At 60.2% G+C, this 17684-nt stretch carries 12 protein-coding genes; 7 read left to right on the forward strand and 5 right to left on the reverse strand.

Features of this window, described 5'->3' with window-relative positions:
* Positions 1–18: 18 nt before the first annotated feature.
* Positions 19–183, reverse strand: coding sequence for a hypothetical protein (locus tag ABIA71_RS06565; protein ID WP_313422838.1), 165 nt, complete (start codon positions 181–183; stop codon positions 19–21).
* 181 nt (positions 184–364) lie between these two features.
* On the opposite strand from ABIA71_RS06565, the gene ABIA71_RS06570 reads away from it, so the two are divergent.
* The 5 genes from ABIA71_RS06570 (at position 365) to ABIA71_RS06590 (ending at position 8671) form a co-directional block, all read left to right on the forward strand.
* Positions 365–1066, forward strand: coding sequence for a glycosyltransferase family 2 protein (locus ABIA71_RS06570; RefSeq protein WP_354284105.1), 702 nt, complete (start codon positions 365–367; stop codon positions 1064–1066).
* Between the two features lie 5 nt (positions 1067–1071).
* Positions 1072–1335, forward strand: coding sequence for a PQ-loop repeat-containing protein (locus tag ABIA71_RS06575; RefSeq protein ID WP_354284404.1), 264 nt, complete (start codon positions 1072–1074; stop codon positions 1333–1335).
* 632 nt (positions 1336–1967) lie between these two features.
* A complete protein-coding gene (locus ABIA71_RS06580; protein ID WP_354284107.1) occupies positions 1968–3527 on the forward strand; it encodes a hypothetical protein in 1560 nt (519 codons plus the stop codon).
* Between the two features lie 97 nt (positions 3528–3624).
* The gene (locus tag ABIA71_RS06585) at positions 3625–5205 is read left to right on the forward strand and encodes an arylsulfatase (protein WP_354284109.1); all 1581 of its coding nucleotides are present in this window, start codon (positions 3625–3627) and stop codon (positions 5203–5205) included.
* Complete coding sequence (locus ABIA71_RS06590) at positions 5177–8671, forward strand: autotransporter family protein (RefSeq protein WP_354284111.1); 3495 nt, start codon at positions 5177–5179, stop codon at positions 8669–8671. The genes ABIA71_RS06585 and ABIA71_RS06590 overlap by 29 nt, the downstream gene beginning before the upstream one ends.
* A 271-nt stretch (positions 8672–8942) precedes the next feature.
* On the opposite strand, the gene ABIA71_RS06595 is transcribed toward ABIA71_RS06590, so the two are convergent.
* Together ABIA71_RS06595 and ABIA71_RS06600 are read right to left on the reverse strand one after the other, a co-directional pair.
* Positions 8943–10349 (reverse strand): site-specific integrase, encoded by a 1407-nt coding sequence (locus tag ABIA71_RS06595; RefSeq protein ID WP_354284113.1) that lies wholly within the window; start codon positions 10347–10349, stop codon positions 8943–8945.
* 580 nt (positions 10350–10929) lie between these two features.
* The gene (locus ABIA71_RS06600) at positions 10930–11217 is read right to left on the reverse strand and encodes an H-NS family nucleoid-associated regulatory protein (RefSeq protein WP_354284115.1); all 288 of its coding nucleotides are present in this window, start codon (positions 11215–11217) and stop codon (positions 10930–10932) included.
* A 516-nt stretch (positions 11218–11733) separates the two neighbouring features.
* On the opposite strand from ABIA71_RS06600, the gene ABIA71_RS06605 reads away from it, so the two are divergent.
* Positions 11734–12495 (forward strand): hypothetical protein, encoded by a 762-nt coding sequence (locus ABIA71_RS06605; RefSeq protein WP_354284117.1) that lies wholly within the window; start codon positions 11734–11736, stop codon positions 12493–12495.
* Positions 12496–12686: 191 nt separating this feature from the next.
* On the opposite strand, the gene ABIA71_RS06610 is transcribed toward ABIA71_RS06605, so the two are convergent.
* Positions 12687–13016, reverse strand: a complete 330-nt coding sequence (locus ABIA71_RS06610) for a YegP family protein (protein WP_136005424.1) — start codon at positions 13014–13016, stop codon at positions 12687–12689.
* A gap of 946 nt (positions 13017–13962) precedes the next feature.
* Here ABIA71_RS06610 and ABIA71_RS06615 point away from each other — a divergent pair.
* On the forward strand, positions 13963–15291 hold the full coding sequence (locus ABIA71_RS06615; protein ID WP_354284119.1) for a hypothetical protein: 1329 nt from the start codon (positions 13963–13965) through the stop codon (positions 15289–15291).
* Between the two features lie 198 nt (positions 15292–15489).
* On the opposite strand, the gene ABIA71_RS06620 is transcribed toward ABIA71_RS06615, so the two are convergent.
* Positions 15490–17682: a DEAD/DEAH box helicase gene (locus ABIA71_RS06620; protein ID WP_354284121.1), complete on the reverse strand. Its 2193-nt coding sequence runs from the start codon at positions 17680–17682 to the stop codon at positions 15490–15492.
* Positions 17683–17684 lie beyond the last annotated feature (2 nt).

Raw genomic sequence — 17684 nt, forward strand, 5'->3', positions numbered from 1 at the left:
AGGTGCTGGACAGGACAATCAAGGCTTTGTCGGGCGCTCGTAGTCTTCGGGTTTGGCGGTGTGCTCCGCCTCAGGCATGTCCTTGTCTTTCCACGTGGCGTCATCATTCCGGAGCTTTTCCGGGGTGTGCGCTTTGTCCTGGTCATCCGCGTCGGCGCCGGGATTGAAGGGCAGTTTGCTCATGGGTCGCTCCGTGTTTGGCATCGCCCTCTATGCTGCTCCCGACGCCATGAGAACGGCGTTTGGGCGGGCTCCACATTCTCACCACGCTGCGGTCACCGTCTGACTACGCTGTCGCGGGTATCTGTTCGTCGTTACGGGTGGAGGATCTTACGATGCACGGACCGACCAGGGAGGGCCTGCGGTGATCGCAGTGATAGTTCCGGCCCACAATGAGGCAGCAGATATTGGCCGCTGCCTAAAATCCATTGCCTTGGCCGCGAAGCATCCCGGACTTCAAAGCGAGCCCGTGGTTACAGTCGTGGCTCTGGATGCCTGCACCGATGAAACGCCGGAGGTGTGTGCGCACCACGGTGCGGCGGCCATTACGGTTGAGGCGCGGTGCGTCGGCGCGGCACGAGCGGCTGCTGCCGGCCATGCCCTTGCTTTAGGCGCGCGCTGGATAGCCAGCACCGATGCCGATTCACACGTCCCGCGTGACTGGCTCTGGAAACAAGCGGCTTGCGAGGCCGATGCGTTCTGCGGGGTGGTAGAGGTGCGCGACTGGCTTGATTATCCGTCTACCGTGCGGCAAGCATTCGCCAGGCGCGAGCTTGCGCGCGACGGCCACCGCCATATCCACGGCGCCAACCTGGGCGTCAGTGCTGCGGCTTATCAGGGGGTGGGCGGCTTCCCACAGTTGGTTACGGGCGAAGATGTGGCGCTGGTTCAGGCCCTTCAGCGCTCGGGAGCAACGATCGCTTGGCGGGCTCGACCAGTGGTTACCACGAGCGCCCGCCGGTCAGCCAGGGCGCCCCACGGCTTCAGTGGCTTCCTACGTGCCTTGGAGCGCGAAGTGCTCGAAGCGCGTGCGACCTTGTTGCCATCGGGGGAACTGGTGCGATGACGACGATGCCGGCGGACTTGCTGGGGTGGGCAGCTACGGCAGTGCTGATTGCGACGCTGTCTCGGCAGATCTACAAGCAGCACCAGGCCGGCTCGGTGGAGGCGGTATCGACATGGCTTTTCTTCGGTCAGATGACCGCCTCGGTGCTTTTCATCGCCTACAGTGCGCTGATGGGGTCCACGGTCTTCGTGGTCACCAACACCCTGATCCTAATTACCGCCGTAGTGGGCCAGATCTTGGCCGTTCGTCGTCGCCGGCGCCACTCGTGAGGCTTTGCATTACGAGCGCGGCCACCTGCCTACCGTGGAGTCCTGCGCGTAGGTCTGTCTGATAACAGCGGCATTGGACGTTTGCTTGGAGCGTTGACGGTTCAAAGAGCCTAGCCCGATCCGTCAAATTACCTCTTCACCGTATCGGGCGAGGGCAGCGGGGGGACACGTGCAGCAGCCCTTTCGGCCCGGTCGACGCTTGGCCGTTGACAGCAGTTGAAAAACAAGGTGACGCCAGGAGGCCGGTGGTCGGCTAATCTGTTGCTAATCAATGTTCCGCCTGTCCGCGTAGCCGCACGCTCCACGTTCTCTCAAGGGCTGTGTGATAACAACGCGTCCGTCGCCGAAGCGTTAATTTCCTGCCTCTTAGGTTGTCTCTAAGTAGAAGTACCGGTGGGCCTACCGTGCCTTTGCTGTGGCCGCCCCAGCCCGTCCGTGGCAAAACTGGTGTCCGACGATGCCAGAGGAGGGGAACGGAAATGGCTACCATAAAGCGGGCAACCACCCTGGCGGTGTCTCTCACCGTGATAGGGTCGCTGCAACTCGCAGCCTTTGGCCGTGAGGCCGCTAATAGGACCACCGCCCCGCCCGACATTGGCCCCCGAGCTGCCCAGGTTACGGCTCCCCCCAGCATGCCTCCGCCGAATCCGTGGCTCGCGGACAGCGTCTACCCGACCTCCCACTTCAATCCAGCGGCCACCGATTCGGTGCTTATCGCGGGGCCGGTGGGTAGCCGAAACCTCACCGCCGCGGATGTGGCGACCGTGCCCACCCTGGTGACCTCCAATCCCACCCTGAAGCGCGTGGGCGGGGAGGTGATCGCCTTTGCCAGCGGTGCGGTGGGAGTGCAGAAGATCCGGGTGACCGGTGATGCCTTTGAAGCCGTGGGAGGGCTGCTTCCTTACCCGGGATTTGAAGAGTCCGCCGCGATGGCGACACCGGCCGCGCTTGATGGCGCACTGACGCAGCTCGACGCTGCTTACCGTGCCAAGGACGAAACGAAGATCCTCGGCGCGCTGAAGGGCCTGGGCGCCGCTGGTCTCAACATGGAAAGTGGTATCAACGGGGTGTACAACCTGTTTGATCGAGACGGCAATCACTACTGCGTCTACGGTGGCACCCACGTGCTGAAGACAACCGATGGCAACGTGGTCGGTGACCCGCCGCGGATCGTCAAGACCGCCGACGTCGCCAAGGGGCTGCCCGCAGACGTGGCAAAGTCGGTTACCCGCATCATCGGGTTGAACATGACCTACGACGGCTTTCTGGCTGCTGCCGCTCCCGGCGCATTGATCATCCTGGACCGGGATCTGAATGTGAAGGCGTCGGTGACGTTCAACGGCGAGGCAGTCGACAACAGCATCGTCATCGATGAACACAACGGCATCTATGTAGTCACCGAAAAGCACATGAACAAGGTGATCTGGAACGGAACGACGCTGTCCACCGATGAGAAGGACGGGGCGTGGTCGTCGCCCTACGATTCCATGCCCGGCGAGAAGGCATTGGCGATGGGCGCGATTTCCCGGGGTTCGGGCACCACCCCGACGTTGATGGGCTTCGGCAGCGACCCGGACAAACTCATCGTGATTGCCGATGCTGCTGAAACCGGCAGTAACGCGGTGGCGTTCTGGCGGGATGCGATTCCGGCAGGCTTCAAGCAGAAGCCTGGAACGCAGTCCAACCGAATCGCCGACCAGATCCGGATCGACATCAGCCAGATGACCATCGAGCCGTCCCCGAATGTGCTCGGCTACGGCGTTGCATTCCTCAACAGCACGTATCCAAAGCCGCTTCCGGCCGGCCCGGGCAATGCGTTTACCGGCGGCATCACCCGACCGGCGCCGATGGGCATACAGAAATTCATCTGGAACCCGGACAAGGACGCGTTCGAGAAGGCCTGGATCAACCATGAGGTCGACAACACCGACATCATGGTGCCGGTCGTCTCGGCATCCACAGGGCTGCTTTACGCAGCGCACAAGGACAAAGACAAGGGCGTTTATCAGTATGTCGGCCTGGACTGGTCGACGGGCGAGATCAAGTCGCGCTGGACGTTCCCTGATGACAGTCGTCGCTGGAATGCCCTGGGTGGCATCACCACCATCATGGAGAATGGTGACCTGATGATAGGTGGGGTGTTCGCCGTAAAGCGGCTCAAGATTGGCGGCCGTGCCGAACAATCGTATTAGCGTCCGCTGAAAGTACCGAACGGATCTAAGTACATTTGCGGTTTCGCCCGCATTTGGCCCGCGCGACTATTGCCATCTATCCTGAGAGGGTCCGGTCATGAATTTCGGCAAGCGTCCCAATTTCCTGGTGATCATGGGTGACGACATCGGGTGGATGAATCCCAGCTGCTATCACCGCGGCATGATGGGCTACTGGACGCCGAACATCGACCGTATCGCCGAAGGCGGTGCGTTGTTCACCGACTGGTATGGCCAGCAGAGCTGCACCGCTGGCCGTGCCGCGTTCATCACCGGCCAGTGCCCAATCCGGCCCGGGTTGACCAAGGTTGGTTTGCCCGGTGCGGACGTGGGCATCCAGCCCGAAGACCCCACCATTGCCGAGATCCTGGAACCGCTGGGGTATGTGTCCGGACAGTTCGGCAAGAACCATTTAGGAGATCAGAACAAGTTCCTTCCGACGGTTCACGGCTTCTCGGAGTTCTTCGGCAATCTGTATCATCTCAATGCAGAAGAGGAGCCGGAAGATCCGAAGTACCCCAAGGATCCGTGCTTCAAGGAGATGTTTGGGCTGCGCGGTGTGCTCAAGGCCAAGGCCACACGTACCGATGACGCCACCGAAGAGAAGCGCTGGGGTCGTGTGGGGCCGCAACAGATCGAAGATACCGGCCCGCTCACGAAGAAGCGCATGGAAACGGTGGATGAGGAATTCACCGCCGCGGCGCTGGACTTCATCGAGCGCCAGGCAAAGGCCGACCAGCCTTTCTTCTGCTGGATGAACACCACGCGCATGCATGTGTGGACGCATCTCAAGCCCGATTCGCAAGGGGTGACCGGGAAGGGGTTGTATCCGGATGGCATGGTGGAATTAGATGGATTCGTCGGACAGTTCCTCGACAAGCTTGAGGCATTGGGCATCGACGACAACACAGTGGTGGTGTTCACGACCGACAACGGCGCTGAAGTGTTGAGTTACCCCGATGGTGGCCAGACGCCGTTCCGTGGCGAGAAGGCCACCAACTGGGAGGGAGCGTTCCGCGTTCCCTGCGTTATCCGTTGGCCTGGCGTCATCCAGCCTGGATCAATCATCAACGACGTCTGTGCGCACGAGGATCTGATGGTCACCTTCGCGGCGGCCGCCGGCGATGCCGAGGTCAAGCAGAAATGCCTCAACGGCAACTACACCGCAAACGGAAAAACCTTCCATGTGCACCTGGATGGATACAACCTGCTGGACGCACTGAAAGCTCACAAGCCCGGACCGCGGCCGCCACAGGGCAGCGCCGAACCCGGTAAGAGCGAATTCGACCAATGGCCGCGTCAGGAGTTCATCTATTGGAACGACGACGGCCAGCTGTGCGGTATCCGCCTGAAGGACATAAAGCTCAACTTCCTGCAGCAGCTGGGCAAGGGACTGGACGTGTGGACGCGCGAGTTCACCAACTACCGGATTCCACGGGCGTACAACCTGCGCAGCGACCCCTTCGAACGTGCAGATGAAAGCGGACTGCCCTTCGAGACCTCCAACCAGCTTTACTACCTGGTGCCCGCGCAGGCGGTGGTCGGCAAATGGCTGCAGTCCTTCAAGGAGTTCCCGCCGCGGCAGAAGTCGGCCAGCTTCAATGTCGACGCAGTGGTCGAGAAGATCATGGATGGCGCATCAAAAGGGCCCGGGCGGTAGGTCCGTCCGACTCCCCCCACAAGAGAAGGCTGGCCGCAGTGGCCCAGGCGCCCGAGAGCCAGGCGCCCCGCTCACGGGACAAGAAGCCACCATGAACACGTGTAGGCGACATCTGTATCAGTCCATCGGGGCAGTGTTGGCTGGCGTCCTCGTAGCACCGGCTGTTGCCATTGCTCAGGCGGTGGTTGGGCCCGGTACGGTCAACAGCACGGTTACCGCAACGTCCGGTACCACCACTGTCGTTGGGAACACCACGATCGATACCGGCAACAATGATGGCGTGCGGGCCAATGGCGGCGACGTGCTGCTGGACATGAACTCGCCGCTTGCCACGCCGGGAGCGATTTCGGTCCTGTCCAATGCGCTTTCCCTGCACGCGAGCAGCGGCGTCATTTCTGCGCCCCGCGGCATCAACCTGCGGGTCAGCGGCAGAGGGCAGGCGCTGTATGCCGACGGCGGCACGGTGTCTGTCTTTGCTGGGAATGTCACCAGTGCGGGCATCGGCAAGCTGGCCGGTGGCACGGCGGGCCTGATCCAGATGGCCAACATGCGCTACAACGATCCTGCGCTTTCCTCTGGCATGCAGGGCAACGGTATCGGCATCGACGGTACCGCGCGGGTAGAGTTGAGCGGATTCAATCGCCTGTATATAGGCAGGACAGGCAACTCGTTCGGGCTGGGCGTCCAAGGCCCGATGGCCAAGGCGGTGCTCAGCGGCACCAACCAATTCACCTTCCAGCAGCCTGGCGCCATGGGCGTCTATCTGTACGGCGGCGGGCAGCTGGAGATCAACAGCCCGCTCTCGCTGACCTTCAATGGCGCCAACTCCATCGGCGTCACAGTGGATAGCGGCAGCAATACCCAGGCGCTGGACGGTATTACGGCGAACTTCACCGCCACCACCGGCACGGCCGGTACCGGTCTGGTTGCGCAGCGGGGCGGCAGCGCGAGCCTGCGCAATTTCGCGGTCACCGGGCCTCGCGTGGGCATCGGCGTGTGGGTCGCCGAAAACTCGACCGTCAACCTGACCGGCGCAAGCCGCATCAACATTACCTCGCCAACCAACGCCCAGCGCTATGCACTTACGGTTGGCACCAGCATGGCCGGCGTGGATGCCATCTTCGGCACTGCCTCGGGCACCTCCGTCAGAGGCGGGGCGGTGGTTGCCACGGGAACCCTCAACAGCACGGGCACCCTCTGGAGCAACCCGGTGGCCGGGAGCTATGGCATCTATGCCGGCGCCAACAGTGCATTGGGCAGTGTGGTCAACCTGACAGGCGACACCATCGAAACTTCCGGGGCGGGGTCGGTGGGAATCGGCACGTATGGGAACGCGCAGGTCTTCGTTGTCGACTCGACCGTCCGCAACAGCGGGGGCGCTGACGCCATCTATATGCGCAATTTTGGCAGCCCCACCCAGGTCACCGACAACAACGAGGTCCATCTCACCAATACCACCGTGATCGCCACCGGCGCCGCTTATGGCGTCTTCTCCGCCAACCAGTCCAACGGCTGGGACAACGTGTTCAGCATGCGTGGGGGCTCGCTCACCACCGAACAGACGGCCTTCTATGCTTATGGGCCGTTGAGCGCCACCGTGCAGGACGCCACGGTCCGCGGGGACGACTATCTGCTGTGGGCGGCCAACATCGGCGCCACCGGTGAGGCAACCCTGCTGAACCTGGTCGCTTCCAACAGCACACTGCAGGGCGATGCCGGCGCGGACTCCGCGGCACAGGCCAACATTACGCTGCAGGCCGCCAGCCACTGGACAGGGGCTGCCTGGAACCTGAGCAACGCAGGCATTGATGCCACCAGCACCTGGAGCATCCCGCAGAACTCGACGGTGTCGCAGTGGGTACGCAATGACGGGCGCATCGAGTTCCTGCCGCCTGGCGGTGCGAACGACTACAAGTTCCTTTACACCACCTCGTATGCCGGCGGCGCAGGCAGCGTGATCGCGCTCAACACCTATCTGGACAGCGATGGCTCGCCCAGTGACCAACTGGTCATCCAGGGCGGCAGCGCCAGTGGCATCACCCGCCTGGACATCCACAACACCGACGGGCCCGGCGCGCTGACCTTTGGTGACGGCATCCGCGTGGTGAGCGCGCTCGATGGTGGAACCACCGCACCGGATACCTTCTTCACCGGCGCGCCGGTGCTGGCCGGTCCGTATGCGTATCGGCTGCACCGCGGCGGTTATGCCGCCGGCGACGGGCAGGACTGGTTCCTACGTTCGTCGATCGACTGCAACGGTCCGGTTGCGCCTTCGCCCCCGTGTCCCGCACCGCCGCCGCCTCCACCCCCGCCGCCTCCTCCGCCCCCGCCCCCGGATCCGCCGCCGGGACCGACCCCGCCGGATCCGGATCCGACACCGCCCGAGCCACCTCCGCTGCCGCCGCCGTCACCGGCGCCGCCAGAGCCGGACCCGTATGTGCCGCAGCCGGCTCCCATACCGGAGTACCGCAGCGAGGTGTCGCTCTATACCGCGTTGCCGGCGATGGGCCTGCGCTACGGCTGGGCTACGCTCGGCAACCTGCACGAGCGGGTAGGGGAGCAGGAGCAGCTGCGCCAACGCGCCGACCTGCGCGGGGACACGTACTTCAACGGCGGTTGGGTGAGAGTGATCGGCGAGAACGGTGACGTGGAAGGCAGCCGACGCGGCATCTACGGTGGCAGCCCGCGCTACGACTACGACATTCTGGCCATCCAAGCCGGCGCGGATGTCTATGCGGTGGAGCATGACGACGGAAAGCGCGATCACGCTGGCTTGTATCTGGGGCAGGGCAGGATGCGCAGTGATGTGACGCATTTCGATGGCACGCTGGCCGGCCGCAACCAGGTCAAGGGCACTTCACTTGGCCTCTATTGGACGCGCTACTGGGACGAAGGCCAGTATCTGGATGCGGTCTGGCAGGGGACGTGGGGCAAAGGCAAATCCAGGTCGAGCAACGGCATTCTGCTGGAGCGCGACAGTTTCGGCTGGGGGGCATCGCTGGAAGGCGGCTATCCGTTCCAGATCGATGAGGAGGATGAGGACGAAATCCTCGAGCCGCAGCTGCAGGTGATTTATCAGCGGATCGACCGGGACCACAACCGCGACCCCGCCGCGCTGATCCGGTTCAGCAACATGGACTCGCTCGCTGCCCGTCTGGGCCTGCGATGGGCCAACACCTGGACCCTGGAGCCCACGCATGACGGCATCCGGCGGTTGTTCACCGGATGGCTGCGGCTCAATGGCTGGCATGAGTTCCGTGGCCAACCGGTGACCGAGTTCTCCTCGGCAGAGGGCTACGTGCCATTCGAAGCCAATCTGAAAGGCACGTGGTGGCAGCTCAACGCCGGGGCGACCTGGCAGTTGGGCGCTTCGACCAGCCTCTACGCGAACATCGGCTATCAGCGCAGCTTCGACCGTGCGTTTGATGCTTGGGACGGCAAGGTGGGCGTGCGTTGGAACTGGTGAACGCGGTGGCTGGCTGCGCCGCTTCTCTAGAGCCGCGGAGTCCTCTCCCACCAGCAAACGGCCCTCGTAGACCTCCCGGACCCGACGCCCACGCCCACCACCACACCCACTCAGAGCCTGAAACCATAGTTGCGCAGGTGAACCAGCCATCCTCCTGCGAGGGAAGGCTCGCTGGCGGTGTTTCAGTAGGAGGCTCGCGTCCCTTTCATCGATGGAACGCGAAGCCTGACGTGGCATCCCTTGCTGCCGACCCACGGGTATTGCGGCTCACTCACGGATAGAAGCCCCTCCTGTCCCGCAGTCGGCCCTTGAACTGGCCTTGCACATATTTGGGTAGAACGACGGGAGGGGTGAAGTCTTCTAGCATTCTCACGGCCAGAGGGCGAGATTGTTCTGGCAGCATGCCCTCATACACCTCCTTAATCATAGGAGCTTGCTCCTCCCTTACTTGCCCTGTAGTTGAGTGGCCGGTAATCACTGCAATCTGCGACGTTGTGTATCCTTTGCTGATAAGGCTGTTGATCAGTGTGTGGCGGAATGAGTGAAAGCTGGTGCCCTTCGAGAAGCCAAGGATTTTCATGTAAGCGCCGAACTGGTGCACCAACGCATGACTGTAGCGAGCATTGGTCTCACCGGTTTCTTGGTTAACGCCGGCAGAGAGGTGAGGGAACAGGCGTGGATGCTTGCACTCCTTGATGTCATCCAGGAATGCCAAGAGTCCTGCGTCCAGAACAGGCTGTGCAATTGGGATTCTTCGTACAGATGAGGGTCCTTTCAGACTCTGTCTGCTTTTTACGCCTTTCGTGCCGGCAAGATCATCGTCTGCGGTGATGCGGATGTAGATGAACCAGGTGCCTTCCTCTAAGGCGATATCCGCTACCTTGAGCTGAGCAATCTCGCCGATGCGCGCGCCGGTGTACAGGCCAAGGATCGGCGCCCACCACCGATGCGGCCACTTTTTCGCCCAGGGCACAAAGGTGCATGGTTCGAATATGCGTTGTAGCTCTGCGTCGCCCAGCGAACGATTGCGCTTAGGCTGCACCCCGACCAGGTCTCTTCGTATCTTTCCGAACGCATCCATCGGCGATGCCGTGATGGCTTTTGCATTGAGAAGAGCATTGAAGAAAGCACTTAGGCGTGCTCGCTGCTGCTCAAGGCTCGCTGGAGCGGGAGGATCGAAATGAGTTCTCTTGCCAAGCTCAATCAATTCAGCAGCCGACAGTAGCTTTAGCTCTGGTGCAGGACGTCGGGGCCGTGGTTGCCACCTGAGGAGCTCGCAAAGCATGTAGATGTGTCGCCGCTCGATATTTGTAACTCGAATATCCCCGCAAACTTTCTGAAGGTTTGAGAGTGTCTGAGCCGCTGCTTGCATGTAAGATGGCCGAACATTCCTTCGCTTCATGTGTGCAAGATAGTCAGCTATTTCGTCCGACAGCAAACCGGCTGGCGTCCCGAGTGGAAGGGTCGGCGGATAGATCGTGCCGCCTTTGCGGGCGCTTATGCGTGCCGTCTTGTCCAGTGCGAAGCGAAGAAGCTCCTCAAAGTTTGTTCGTGACTTCGCATCTATCAGCTCTACGCCAGTGAACTTCACTCGTCCAACTTTTACGGATTCAATCTTGACGAGACCATGCTCTGATCTTGCACTCCCGGCTCTTGGTGGGGTTATTTCATTGTTCATGCGGCTGCTTCCCTGTTGATTGGAAGCTTGATAAGTGACCGATCGAGCGAGTCAATGCCTGAGAGGTGCATTTGATTGGGGTGGAGATACACCTTTAGGGCTACGGGAGTGGCAGCGGAAGTGGAGGCGCGGCGACAGGACTTGGTGCATCGTTTGGTTTTCGATAACTGGTTGTATTTAATTAATTTATTTCAGATACAGAGGTCCAATTGTGGGCTGCTTCCATAATGAACGAAATTGGGTTGCCTAACAAAATAGATCATATTTGTTAGTAAAGTTAGCTGTACCGCGGTTAAATGTTTGGTTATATTTTTAGAGTTTTTGTTAGTAAGTAATGGTGTTTAGGTGTGGGCTTGGGTGTGAGCGCAGTTCGCGCAACTGCCCAGGTCCAATGTGGCTCGACGCTCAGCCGGACCACCTCCAGGTCTCTGAAGACTCTTGATGGCAGGAGGGGCAGGGCGGCACCTTGCGGACTGGTCAAGATGTGTCGACAGCGCGGCTGTCGATCAAAGAGGTCGACGCAGTTCAGCTACCGCTAGGCGTCGCCAAGCAGTGCAGCTAAGGTCCCTGCGCAATGAAGTCAGCCCGCGTAAGCGGGGAATCTCACGTCGGGGTGTTGCTTCTTCCACTCGGTATGGGCGACGGTTCCCTCCCAGGCAAGGAATGCTTTTGGCGGGCGTCCTCGGCCAGACCACGTCTCACCGCTGAAGGGCAGCCAGAACCGGGGCGTCAGGTCTTCCTTTTGAGCTCTGGCGGCCTTGGCTCGCTTAGGCGGCTTCGAAGTGGCGCTCGCTCCGATCGATTCGCGGATCTTGCGTTGCTGCGCTGGGCTGAAATCCTCGAAACAAGCTTCCAGGAGCAATTTCACGCGCTTGTAGGCTTCCTTGGTCGCTGACAAGTGCTTTACCCGCGTCTGGTCCCGGAGAGCTCGCCCTAGTGGGGGCTTTCAGCAGCGATGCGAGTGAACGGTTCGAGGACTTACGTGGCATAAGGCTGGGGATGGAAGTGGCGCGCGGGCCCACGATACCAAATGGTCGAGACGCGTCCCAATTCACCCGCTGGCCCTGTCAAAGCCGTTCCCTGCCAGACGCGAAAAACCGGTCTCTCCTCTGGTCGCCGCTTGGCGGCGCGGTGCTCGCGGCCGGCGCCTTTCCCTTCCGTGGCAGCCCATCTGGTAGCGACAGCTAAAGCCTCACACCCAGGGCTTCGAGTGTCGGGTAGTGATGGCTTCCGTGGCCTTGACGCCGCAGGTCAGCTGGAACATGCGAAGCGTCGACCGACATGAATCAAACCCCTGACGATGGCAAGAAGGGTAAGAAGTAGTCTTAGATACCGGTACCGGCTGGTGCCGGTCTTTTTCGGGTGTCTGGGTATAGGAGTGAAGATGACAGGGATGAGCTTAGTCGCGCAGGGAATGGACCATGAGGCAGAATTAGATCTGACACGCCACGAGTGGCCCGACGCCGTACGCTTCATACCGTATTGGGGTGACCTCTACTGGGATGGTCTGGACGGGGAGCGTGTCCTGTTGCTGGGCGAGTCCCACTACCGGAAAGAGGGGTGGAGCGATTCGCTTGAAGTGACCCGCCCCTTCACTCAAGACCACTTCCGTGAGATGGCCTTGCCCGTGCGGAAAGACGGCGACGGGCCATTCTTCAAGGCACTCGACTTGGTGCTCGTTGGGCAGCAGGACTTCGACCTTCACGAAGCGGCTGACTATTGGAAGCGTGTGGCATTCATGAATCTCTCCCAGTCCTTGGCGGGCTCCCAGGCAAATCACAGACCGCGAAACGAAGCGCTGCGAGATGGAAGCGACGTTTTCGTTCGGGACATCCTGCCAGTGCTACAGCCGACCGTTGTCCTTGTGCTGGGTCGGGTAACTTGGCGGCTCCTCAGTCATGGCAAGGTGGAACCGGCATTAGAGCCCTTCATCGCGCGACAGGTGAATCGAGGAAAAAGCAAGCGGCGTTACATTGAGTCGCGCGAGATCTGGTCGCTCGATTACCCGGGAGGCAAGGCACTGATGACGTGGGTCTACCATCCCTCTTGGCATGTGGACACATGGCAGGACCGAGCTGCCGCGCTACGTCACTTAGTTGCCCTATCGAAAAAGAACTGCTCGCATCACCTGGCATCGATCGTATAGGGATTGTCGCGCGGGTAGAGAGCGTAGCTAGATTGGCCCGTTTCGCGATTACGCCAAGATCAAAGTATCGCCGCCAAATTATCTTGAGCGCTGTCGGAGGTTCTTGCTGTTCACGGTGGCAATCCGTTTAGCGTTAGACAAACCATCGATCGGGCTGCGGGCGGGCATTTGCTGCCCGCCCGCTTTGTTGCTTAGGTCTGATCATCCACAGGTGCAGTGGGGCCATTAGCCTTTACCGACTGGATACCCGTCTCGCGCGCACTGGTAGAAGAGTATTGCTCACTCGTCCCGATTCGCTCCCCATTAGCTGCTTTCAGGTTGAACATGGGAAGCCCATTGGTCGCGTTCTTTCGCTCGTAGCGAGCATCGAGAGGGGAGTTCAGTCGGACCGAAGCGATCCCGCCCTGAGCGCCTTGTTTGGTGGTGTAAAGCTCGCTGGTCAGAATGGTTTCGCCATTTCCCGCTTTGAGGACAAAGCGAAATTGAACGCCTGAACGGCTGAGGATGTATCGAGCTGCCATGCTAAAACTCCTTTGGTTGAGAGGAGATGCCAGGATTGGCATCCATGAAACAGCAACGCGTTTGTTTTTTGGATTTTGGTGACGAATGCATAGTTTTGGAGCCGAAAAGGGTCGAAATCAAATCGGGGCGCTCGGAGCCCATTTTCCTCTCCGTGGCCACCTAAGCTGGGAGCGCAACGTCCGGTTGTTCTTCGCCATGGATCACGTCCCTTGTGGTAGGCGGTGCGATAGGAGAGCAAGTCCTTTTCAGAATAGTGACGCCTGTCACACAATTGGGCAAGTAGGCGTTGGTTTTGCCCCTCTGTTCTCAGCCCTCAGCCCTCAGCCCTTAGCAGCACTCTGTGGGGAGGCTCAATGACTATCGAACCGGAAGCAAGTCGAAGGAGGGGCGGGCTCTGCGTTAGTGACGCATGCCGTGTTCGCCTAGCTGAGCTCAACGGAATCTCTTCAGTAGACTTGGGGTAGGGCGATTGGTCTAGCAGAGGCGGAGCCGAGAACTGCTCAAGCAGGGCGGAGGGGCCCCTCCGCCTTGTATCTTTCCGCTACCTTTCTAGACTGGATTCGACAGAAGAGTTCGGCCCTGAGTGCCGGGGTTCTTGGGGGGGAGAGCGACCGCGGGAGAGGGGGGCGATGTCAGGCCTGGCGTATCCGCGCAGACTTTCTGCTTGTGCCGCGCTCCTGCATTGGCTTACCCGAGGCGGGGGTCGTCAATTGACCTGTCTTATCCTGGCCCGGGACAATCTGTGTCATTTTGGCGAGTTGGCGGCAGATTTTGGCTACGTCAACCTGAGTGGATGAGACCCTGAATACCGCTCAAAGCAAATTTCAGGCGCCTGGGCGAGGGTCCTTTGGCATGTCTGACCTTTTTATGAGCTTCGTCACAGGGCGCCATCTTGCTCCTGAGGCAGGATCTGCCCCTACAATGCGCTGAAAATGGGGGCTATCTATGGATGAGCAGGTCGAAGCGGCGTGTAGTGCTCTGGATGAATTCACGTCTGCAGTGGAGCGGACGTTTAGTGGGGTGACCAATCCACTTCAACAGCAGATCGGTTGGATGGCGCCTGCGCTTACCCCCCAGGAAGTTGCTGCTGTCCCGGCAAGATTGGCTCAGCGGATTAGGGATGCCGATCTTAGCTTCGATTCCAGTGATGGTGACGAGCAAGATCAAGCGGACTTGATCGCCAGCCTTCCGGCCCAGCTCAGCATGCTTACTGGAAATTTGGGCAATCTAACGAGCGGTAACATAGGTCAGGGAGGTTGGGCGTATTTTGAGACGTTCAATCAGTGGGAGCGCACTCTGTTCCCAAATGGGGCTTGGGCCGAGCCGGACCCAGAGACGCTGCCGGGTAGGTTGCGGCGTCAACTGAAGCTAACCAGGAAGGCATTGGATGCCATTGTTGTGGATCGAGAGGCCCTCGAAGCCCAGTTGGCCGAAATCAAGCAGGGCGCACAGCTGATCGGCGACCTTCCGGTCGATGCTGAAATGATTGCAAATGCTCGCAAGGACGTTGCCGCAGCACATCAGTCTGCAGTTGAAGCTGCGTCGAAGTCTAAGGTTGCAGCAGATGATGCTGAGTCGTCTTTCACTCGGATGGAGGCATTGGAGGTCGAGGCCAAAAAGGTGCTGGACGGGATCGAGGCCGTGTATCGCGCCACGACCAGCCATGCGCTCGCTGAGGCTTTCAATAGCCGGGCAAACGCCCTCCGGGTATCGGTCAGATGGTGGGTTGGGCTTTTGATCGGCGCACTCGGCGCCGGTGCCTATCTTGGCTACCTGAGAGTCCAAGCAATCTCCGAACTGACGAAGGACCCGACGGCCCAGCAGTTCATGTCATTGCTTTGGGTTCAAGTCGCCCTTGGGACGCTGTCCCTTGCTGCGCCGCTGTGGGTAGCGTGGCTGGCGACCCGTCAGATAGCTCAGCGATTCCGTCTAGCCGAGGACTATTCATTTAAAGCATCCTTGGCGACAGCCTACGAGGGCTATCGGCGCGAGGCTTCACGTATCGACCCAGACTTTGAAAAAGACCTATTTGGGTCTGCGCTCCGCCACCTTGATCAAGAGCCGTTGCGTTTCATGGCGGAGACTGATCACGGGAGCCCGTATGCCGAGTTCTTTGCGTCACCAATGTTTCGCGACGCCCTAAGGAAGGTTCCGAACCTGTCTGAAGACCTCAAGGACGTAGTCCTCAAGGCGGTCAGGCGAACTGAGAGGCCTGGCAGGTTTAGGCCAAAGGATCCGCCTACCGGGAGTCGGGGCACGGATGATGATCAGTGATATGACAAGTTGAAGGGTCAGAAATATCGACTTTTCAGCAGGCGAGCTCGTCCGCCCCACGATGGGGCGGAGGAGCTGGGAGGGAACTCCGTAGGTTCTTTCACGCGCCCAAAGCGCCACCCGCAAATCCCGTTTCGGGCATTCTTCTACTGAGCCCTCCATGCTGCAGGCGGCTGGACGGGCCTTTGAGGTTGCGCCTCAATGCTCGGCCTGACTGACAGTCTGATGTCCCCTCAGCCAGTCCATGCCCTCAGCCACATCCAAGCGCATCGAAGCGTAGGAGTGCATGAGAAGGCGCGGAGGCAGCAGGCCATCCCATTTTTGGCTGGCTAGGTTCTTAGCCTTGACGAGAAGCTCCTCACTCCTTGGGGCGGGCTGTGAAGCGATTACTGCCATCGTTTCCAGCAGATGGCTGCGGGTCTGCGAGCCTTTGGTGACCTCAACGCCGAGCCTGCCGGCCTGTGCGTTGAAGTCTCTCGCGCCGAGGAGGCATGCAATGGCTTCGTTGGCAGCGTCCCCAGCCCATGTGAGGAGGAGGAAATGGCTTCCTTGGTCCAGTAGGACGTTCTCGTCGAGCCCCAGGTGCTCATAGGCGCTCTTGCCTTCCTCCAAGAAGCGGCTCGCCGTAGCGTCCAGGAATGTTGGTCGTAGTTCACCGCGATAGAGCGCATGCATCGTCTGACGTATACGGGTATGCACACGCCCTCCGCTTCCGTTAAAGATCGGGGGGCTTCCACCTTTGGCTGCCAGGACGTAGATCGTCTTCTGTGTCTCATCGACTTGCTCCACTAGCCAGGTGCGTCCACCAAAGAGGATGCGCTGGCCGGCCGCGAGCATTTGCGTGATTGGCAAGGTTCCCAGAGTTTTCCCCGCCGCGACAATGCGGAACTCTTCGTCCGCCACGAAAGCAGCATAGAAGGAGTAGTGATTGACCAGCTTGTCGCCGGTCGGCCCGTGGAGGAGTAACCCGGAGCTGTCCTGGGTGAGCACGTCCTGCTTCCCAAGATGGCGCAGGAGTTCTACGAAGGATTCGCTTGAGAGCCCTTGGAACGGCGCGCCGGACGCGCACAGCAGCTGATACGCTTGGGGGGCGCGCAGCCCGCCATACTGGGCGATCGCAGACAAAAGCTGCTGCACCAGTGTCGACAGATGAGCGCCGCCGGCGACGGGTGGTTCGAACCACTTGTCGATGAGAAGCAATGCAGAAGCGATGGACTGAACCGTGTCCAGCCTCAGGCGGGTCTTCAGATCGGAGTTGGAGTCGATCGCATCCTCGATGACGTATCCGCGGAGGATAGCCGGCTCGCCTTTGCGGCGACCTGATCGACCCATGCGCTGCCGCAGGCTGGCAACGGAAGGGGGCGTCCCGATTTGAGCCACGCTCTTCACGGCGCCTATGTCGATCCCCAGTTCGAGCGTATTCGTGCAGATAGCGGTTGCTGGGCGCTCCTTCTGCTTGAGCGCAGCTTCCGTGTCTGAGCGAATCTCCTTGGAAAGATTGCCGTGGTGCGGCCAGAACTCCCGCGGGCGACTGGCCTGCTCGCTGATCTCGTTCAGTAGGTGGGTGTAGCGCTCTACCTCGCGCCTGCTGTTGGGAAAAATCAGATTGTTCGTGCCGCAAAGCACCTCATGCAGATGCTTGGCAACGGCTAACGGCGCCACTTCTTCGTGCTTGGCATCTTGCGGCGCAGGAGGCTCTTCAAACCCCTTAAGTATCAGCTGAAGTTCGTTGTTTCCCGACTGGGCATCGACGATTGCGGCCCTGCCGTCCGAGCGGAGGAAGGTCGCCGCGGCTTGCATGTCTCCCAGAGTTGCCGACAGCCCAATCCGAGGCACTCTCCGCTCCAGGACAACCTCCATGCGATGCATGAGCGACTGAAGTTGTTTTCCTCGCTCACTTCCGATGAATGCATGGAGTTCATCGACAATGACGAAGGCTGCTCCCTTGAAGATGCCCGCCACAGATGTGCCGCGATTGCACAGCATCGCTTCCAGGGATTCTGGGGTGATCAGCAACACGCCCGTTGGCTTCCTGAAGAAGCGCTGCTTTGTAGTTGAGCCGATGTCTCCGTGCCATGGCCAAACGGGGATATCCAGATCCTCGCATAGGCGATCCAGTCGCCCGAACTGGTCATTGATCAGTGCTTTGAGGGGACTGATGTAGACGATCAGCCCATCTGTATCGCCGTTCAAAAGGTGGGTCAGGGCCGGAAGAAACGCTGCTTCGGTCTTTCCTGATGCTGTGCTGGCTGCGATTACGACATCCCGATCTGCCAGCAGGACGGCCGGGATGGCCATTTCCTGCACCTCCCGCAATGCTTCCCATTGCTCCGCCCACAGGTAGCGTTGGATGCCGGGATGAAGCGAATGGAAGGCGCTGGAGGTGCTCATGA

The sequence above is a fragment of the Stenotrophomonas sp. 2619 genome, assembly GCF_040548725.1.
GTDB lineage: Bacteria > Pseudomonadota > Gammaproteobacteria > Xanthomonadales > Xanthomonadaceae > Stenotrophomonas > Stenotrophomonas maltophilia_AP.

Excerpts from the sequence above, each read along its gene's own strand:
- ABIA71_RS06565 (WP_313422838.1), bottom strand. The coding sequence starts at position 183 with ATGAGCAAACTGCCCTTCAATCCCGGCGCCGACGCGGATGACCAGGAC.
- ABIA71_RS06575 (WP_354284404.1), top strand. The coding sequence starts at position 1,072 with ATGCCGGCGGACTTGCTGGGGTGGGCAGCTACGGCAGTGCTGATTGCG.
- ABIA71_RS06580 (WP_354284107.1), top strand. The coding sequence starts at position 1,968 with ATGCCTCCGCCGAATCCGTGGCTCGCGGACAGCGTCTACCCGACCTCC.
- ABIA71_RS06585 (WP_354284109.1), top strand. The coding sequence starts at position 3,625 with ATGAATTTCGGCAAGCGTCCCAATTTCCTGGTGATCATGGGTGACGAC.
- ABIA71_RS06590 (WP_354284111.1), top strand. The coding sequence starts at position 5,177 with ATGGCGCATCAAAAGGGCCCGGGCGGTAGGTCCGTCCGACTCCCCCCA.
- ABIA71_RS06595 (WP_354284113.1), bottom strand. The coding sequence starts at position 10,349 with ATGAACAATGAAATAACCCCACCAAGAGCCGGGAGTGCAAGATCAGAG.
- ABIA71_RS06605 (WP_354284117.1), top strand. The coding sequence starts at position 11,734 with ATGACAGGGATGAGCTTAGTCGCGCAGGGAATGGACCATGAGGCAGAA.
- ABIA71_RS06610 (WP_136005424.1), bottom strand. The coding sequence starts at position 13,016 with ATGGCAGCTCGATACATCCTCAGCCGTTCAGGCGTTCAATTTCGCTTT.
- ABIA71_RS06615 (WP_354284119.1), top strand. The coding sequence starts at position 13,963 with ATGGATGAGCAGGTCGAAGCGGCGTGTAGTGCTCTGGATGAATTCACG.
- ABIA71_RS06620 (WP_354284121.1), bottom strand. The coding sequence starts at position 17,682 with ATGAGCACCTCCAGCGCCTTCCATTCGCTTCATCCCGGCATCCAACGC.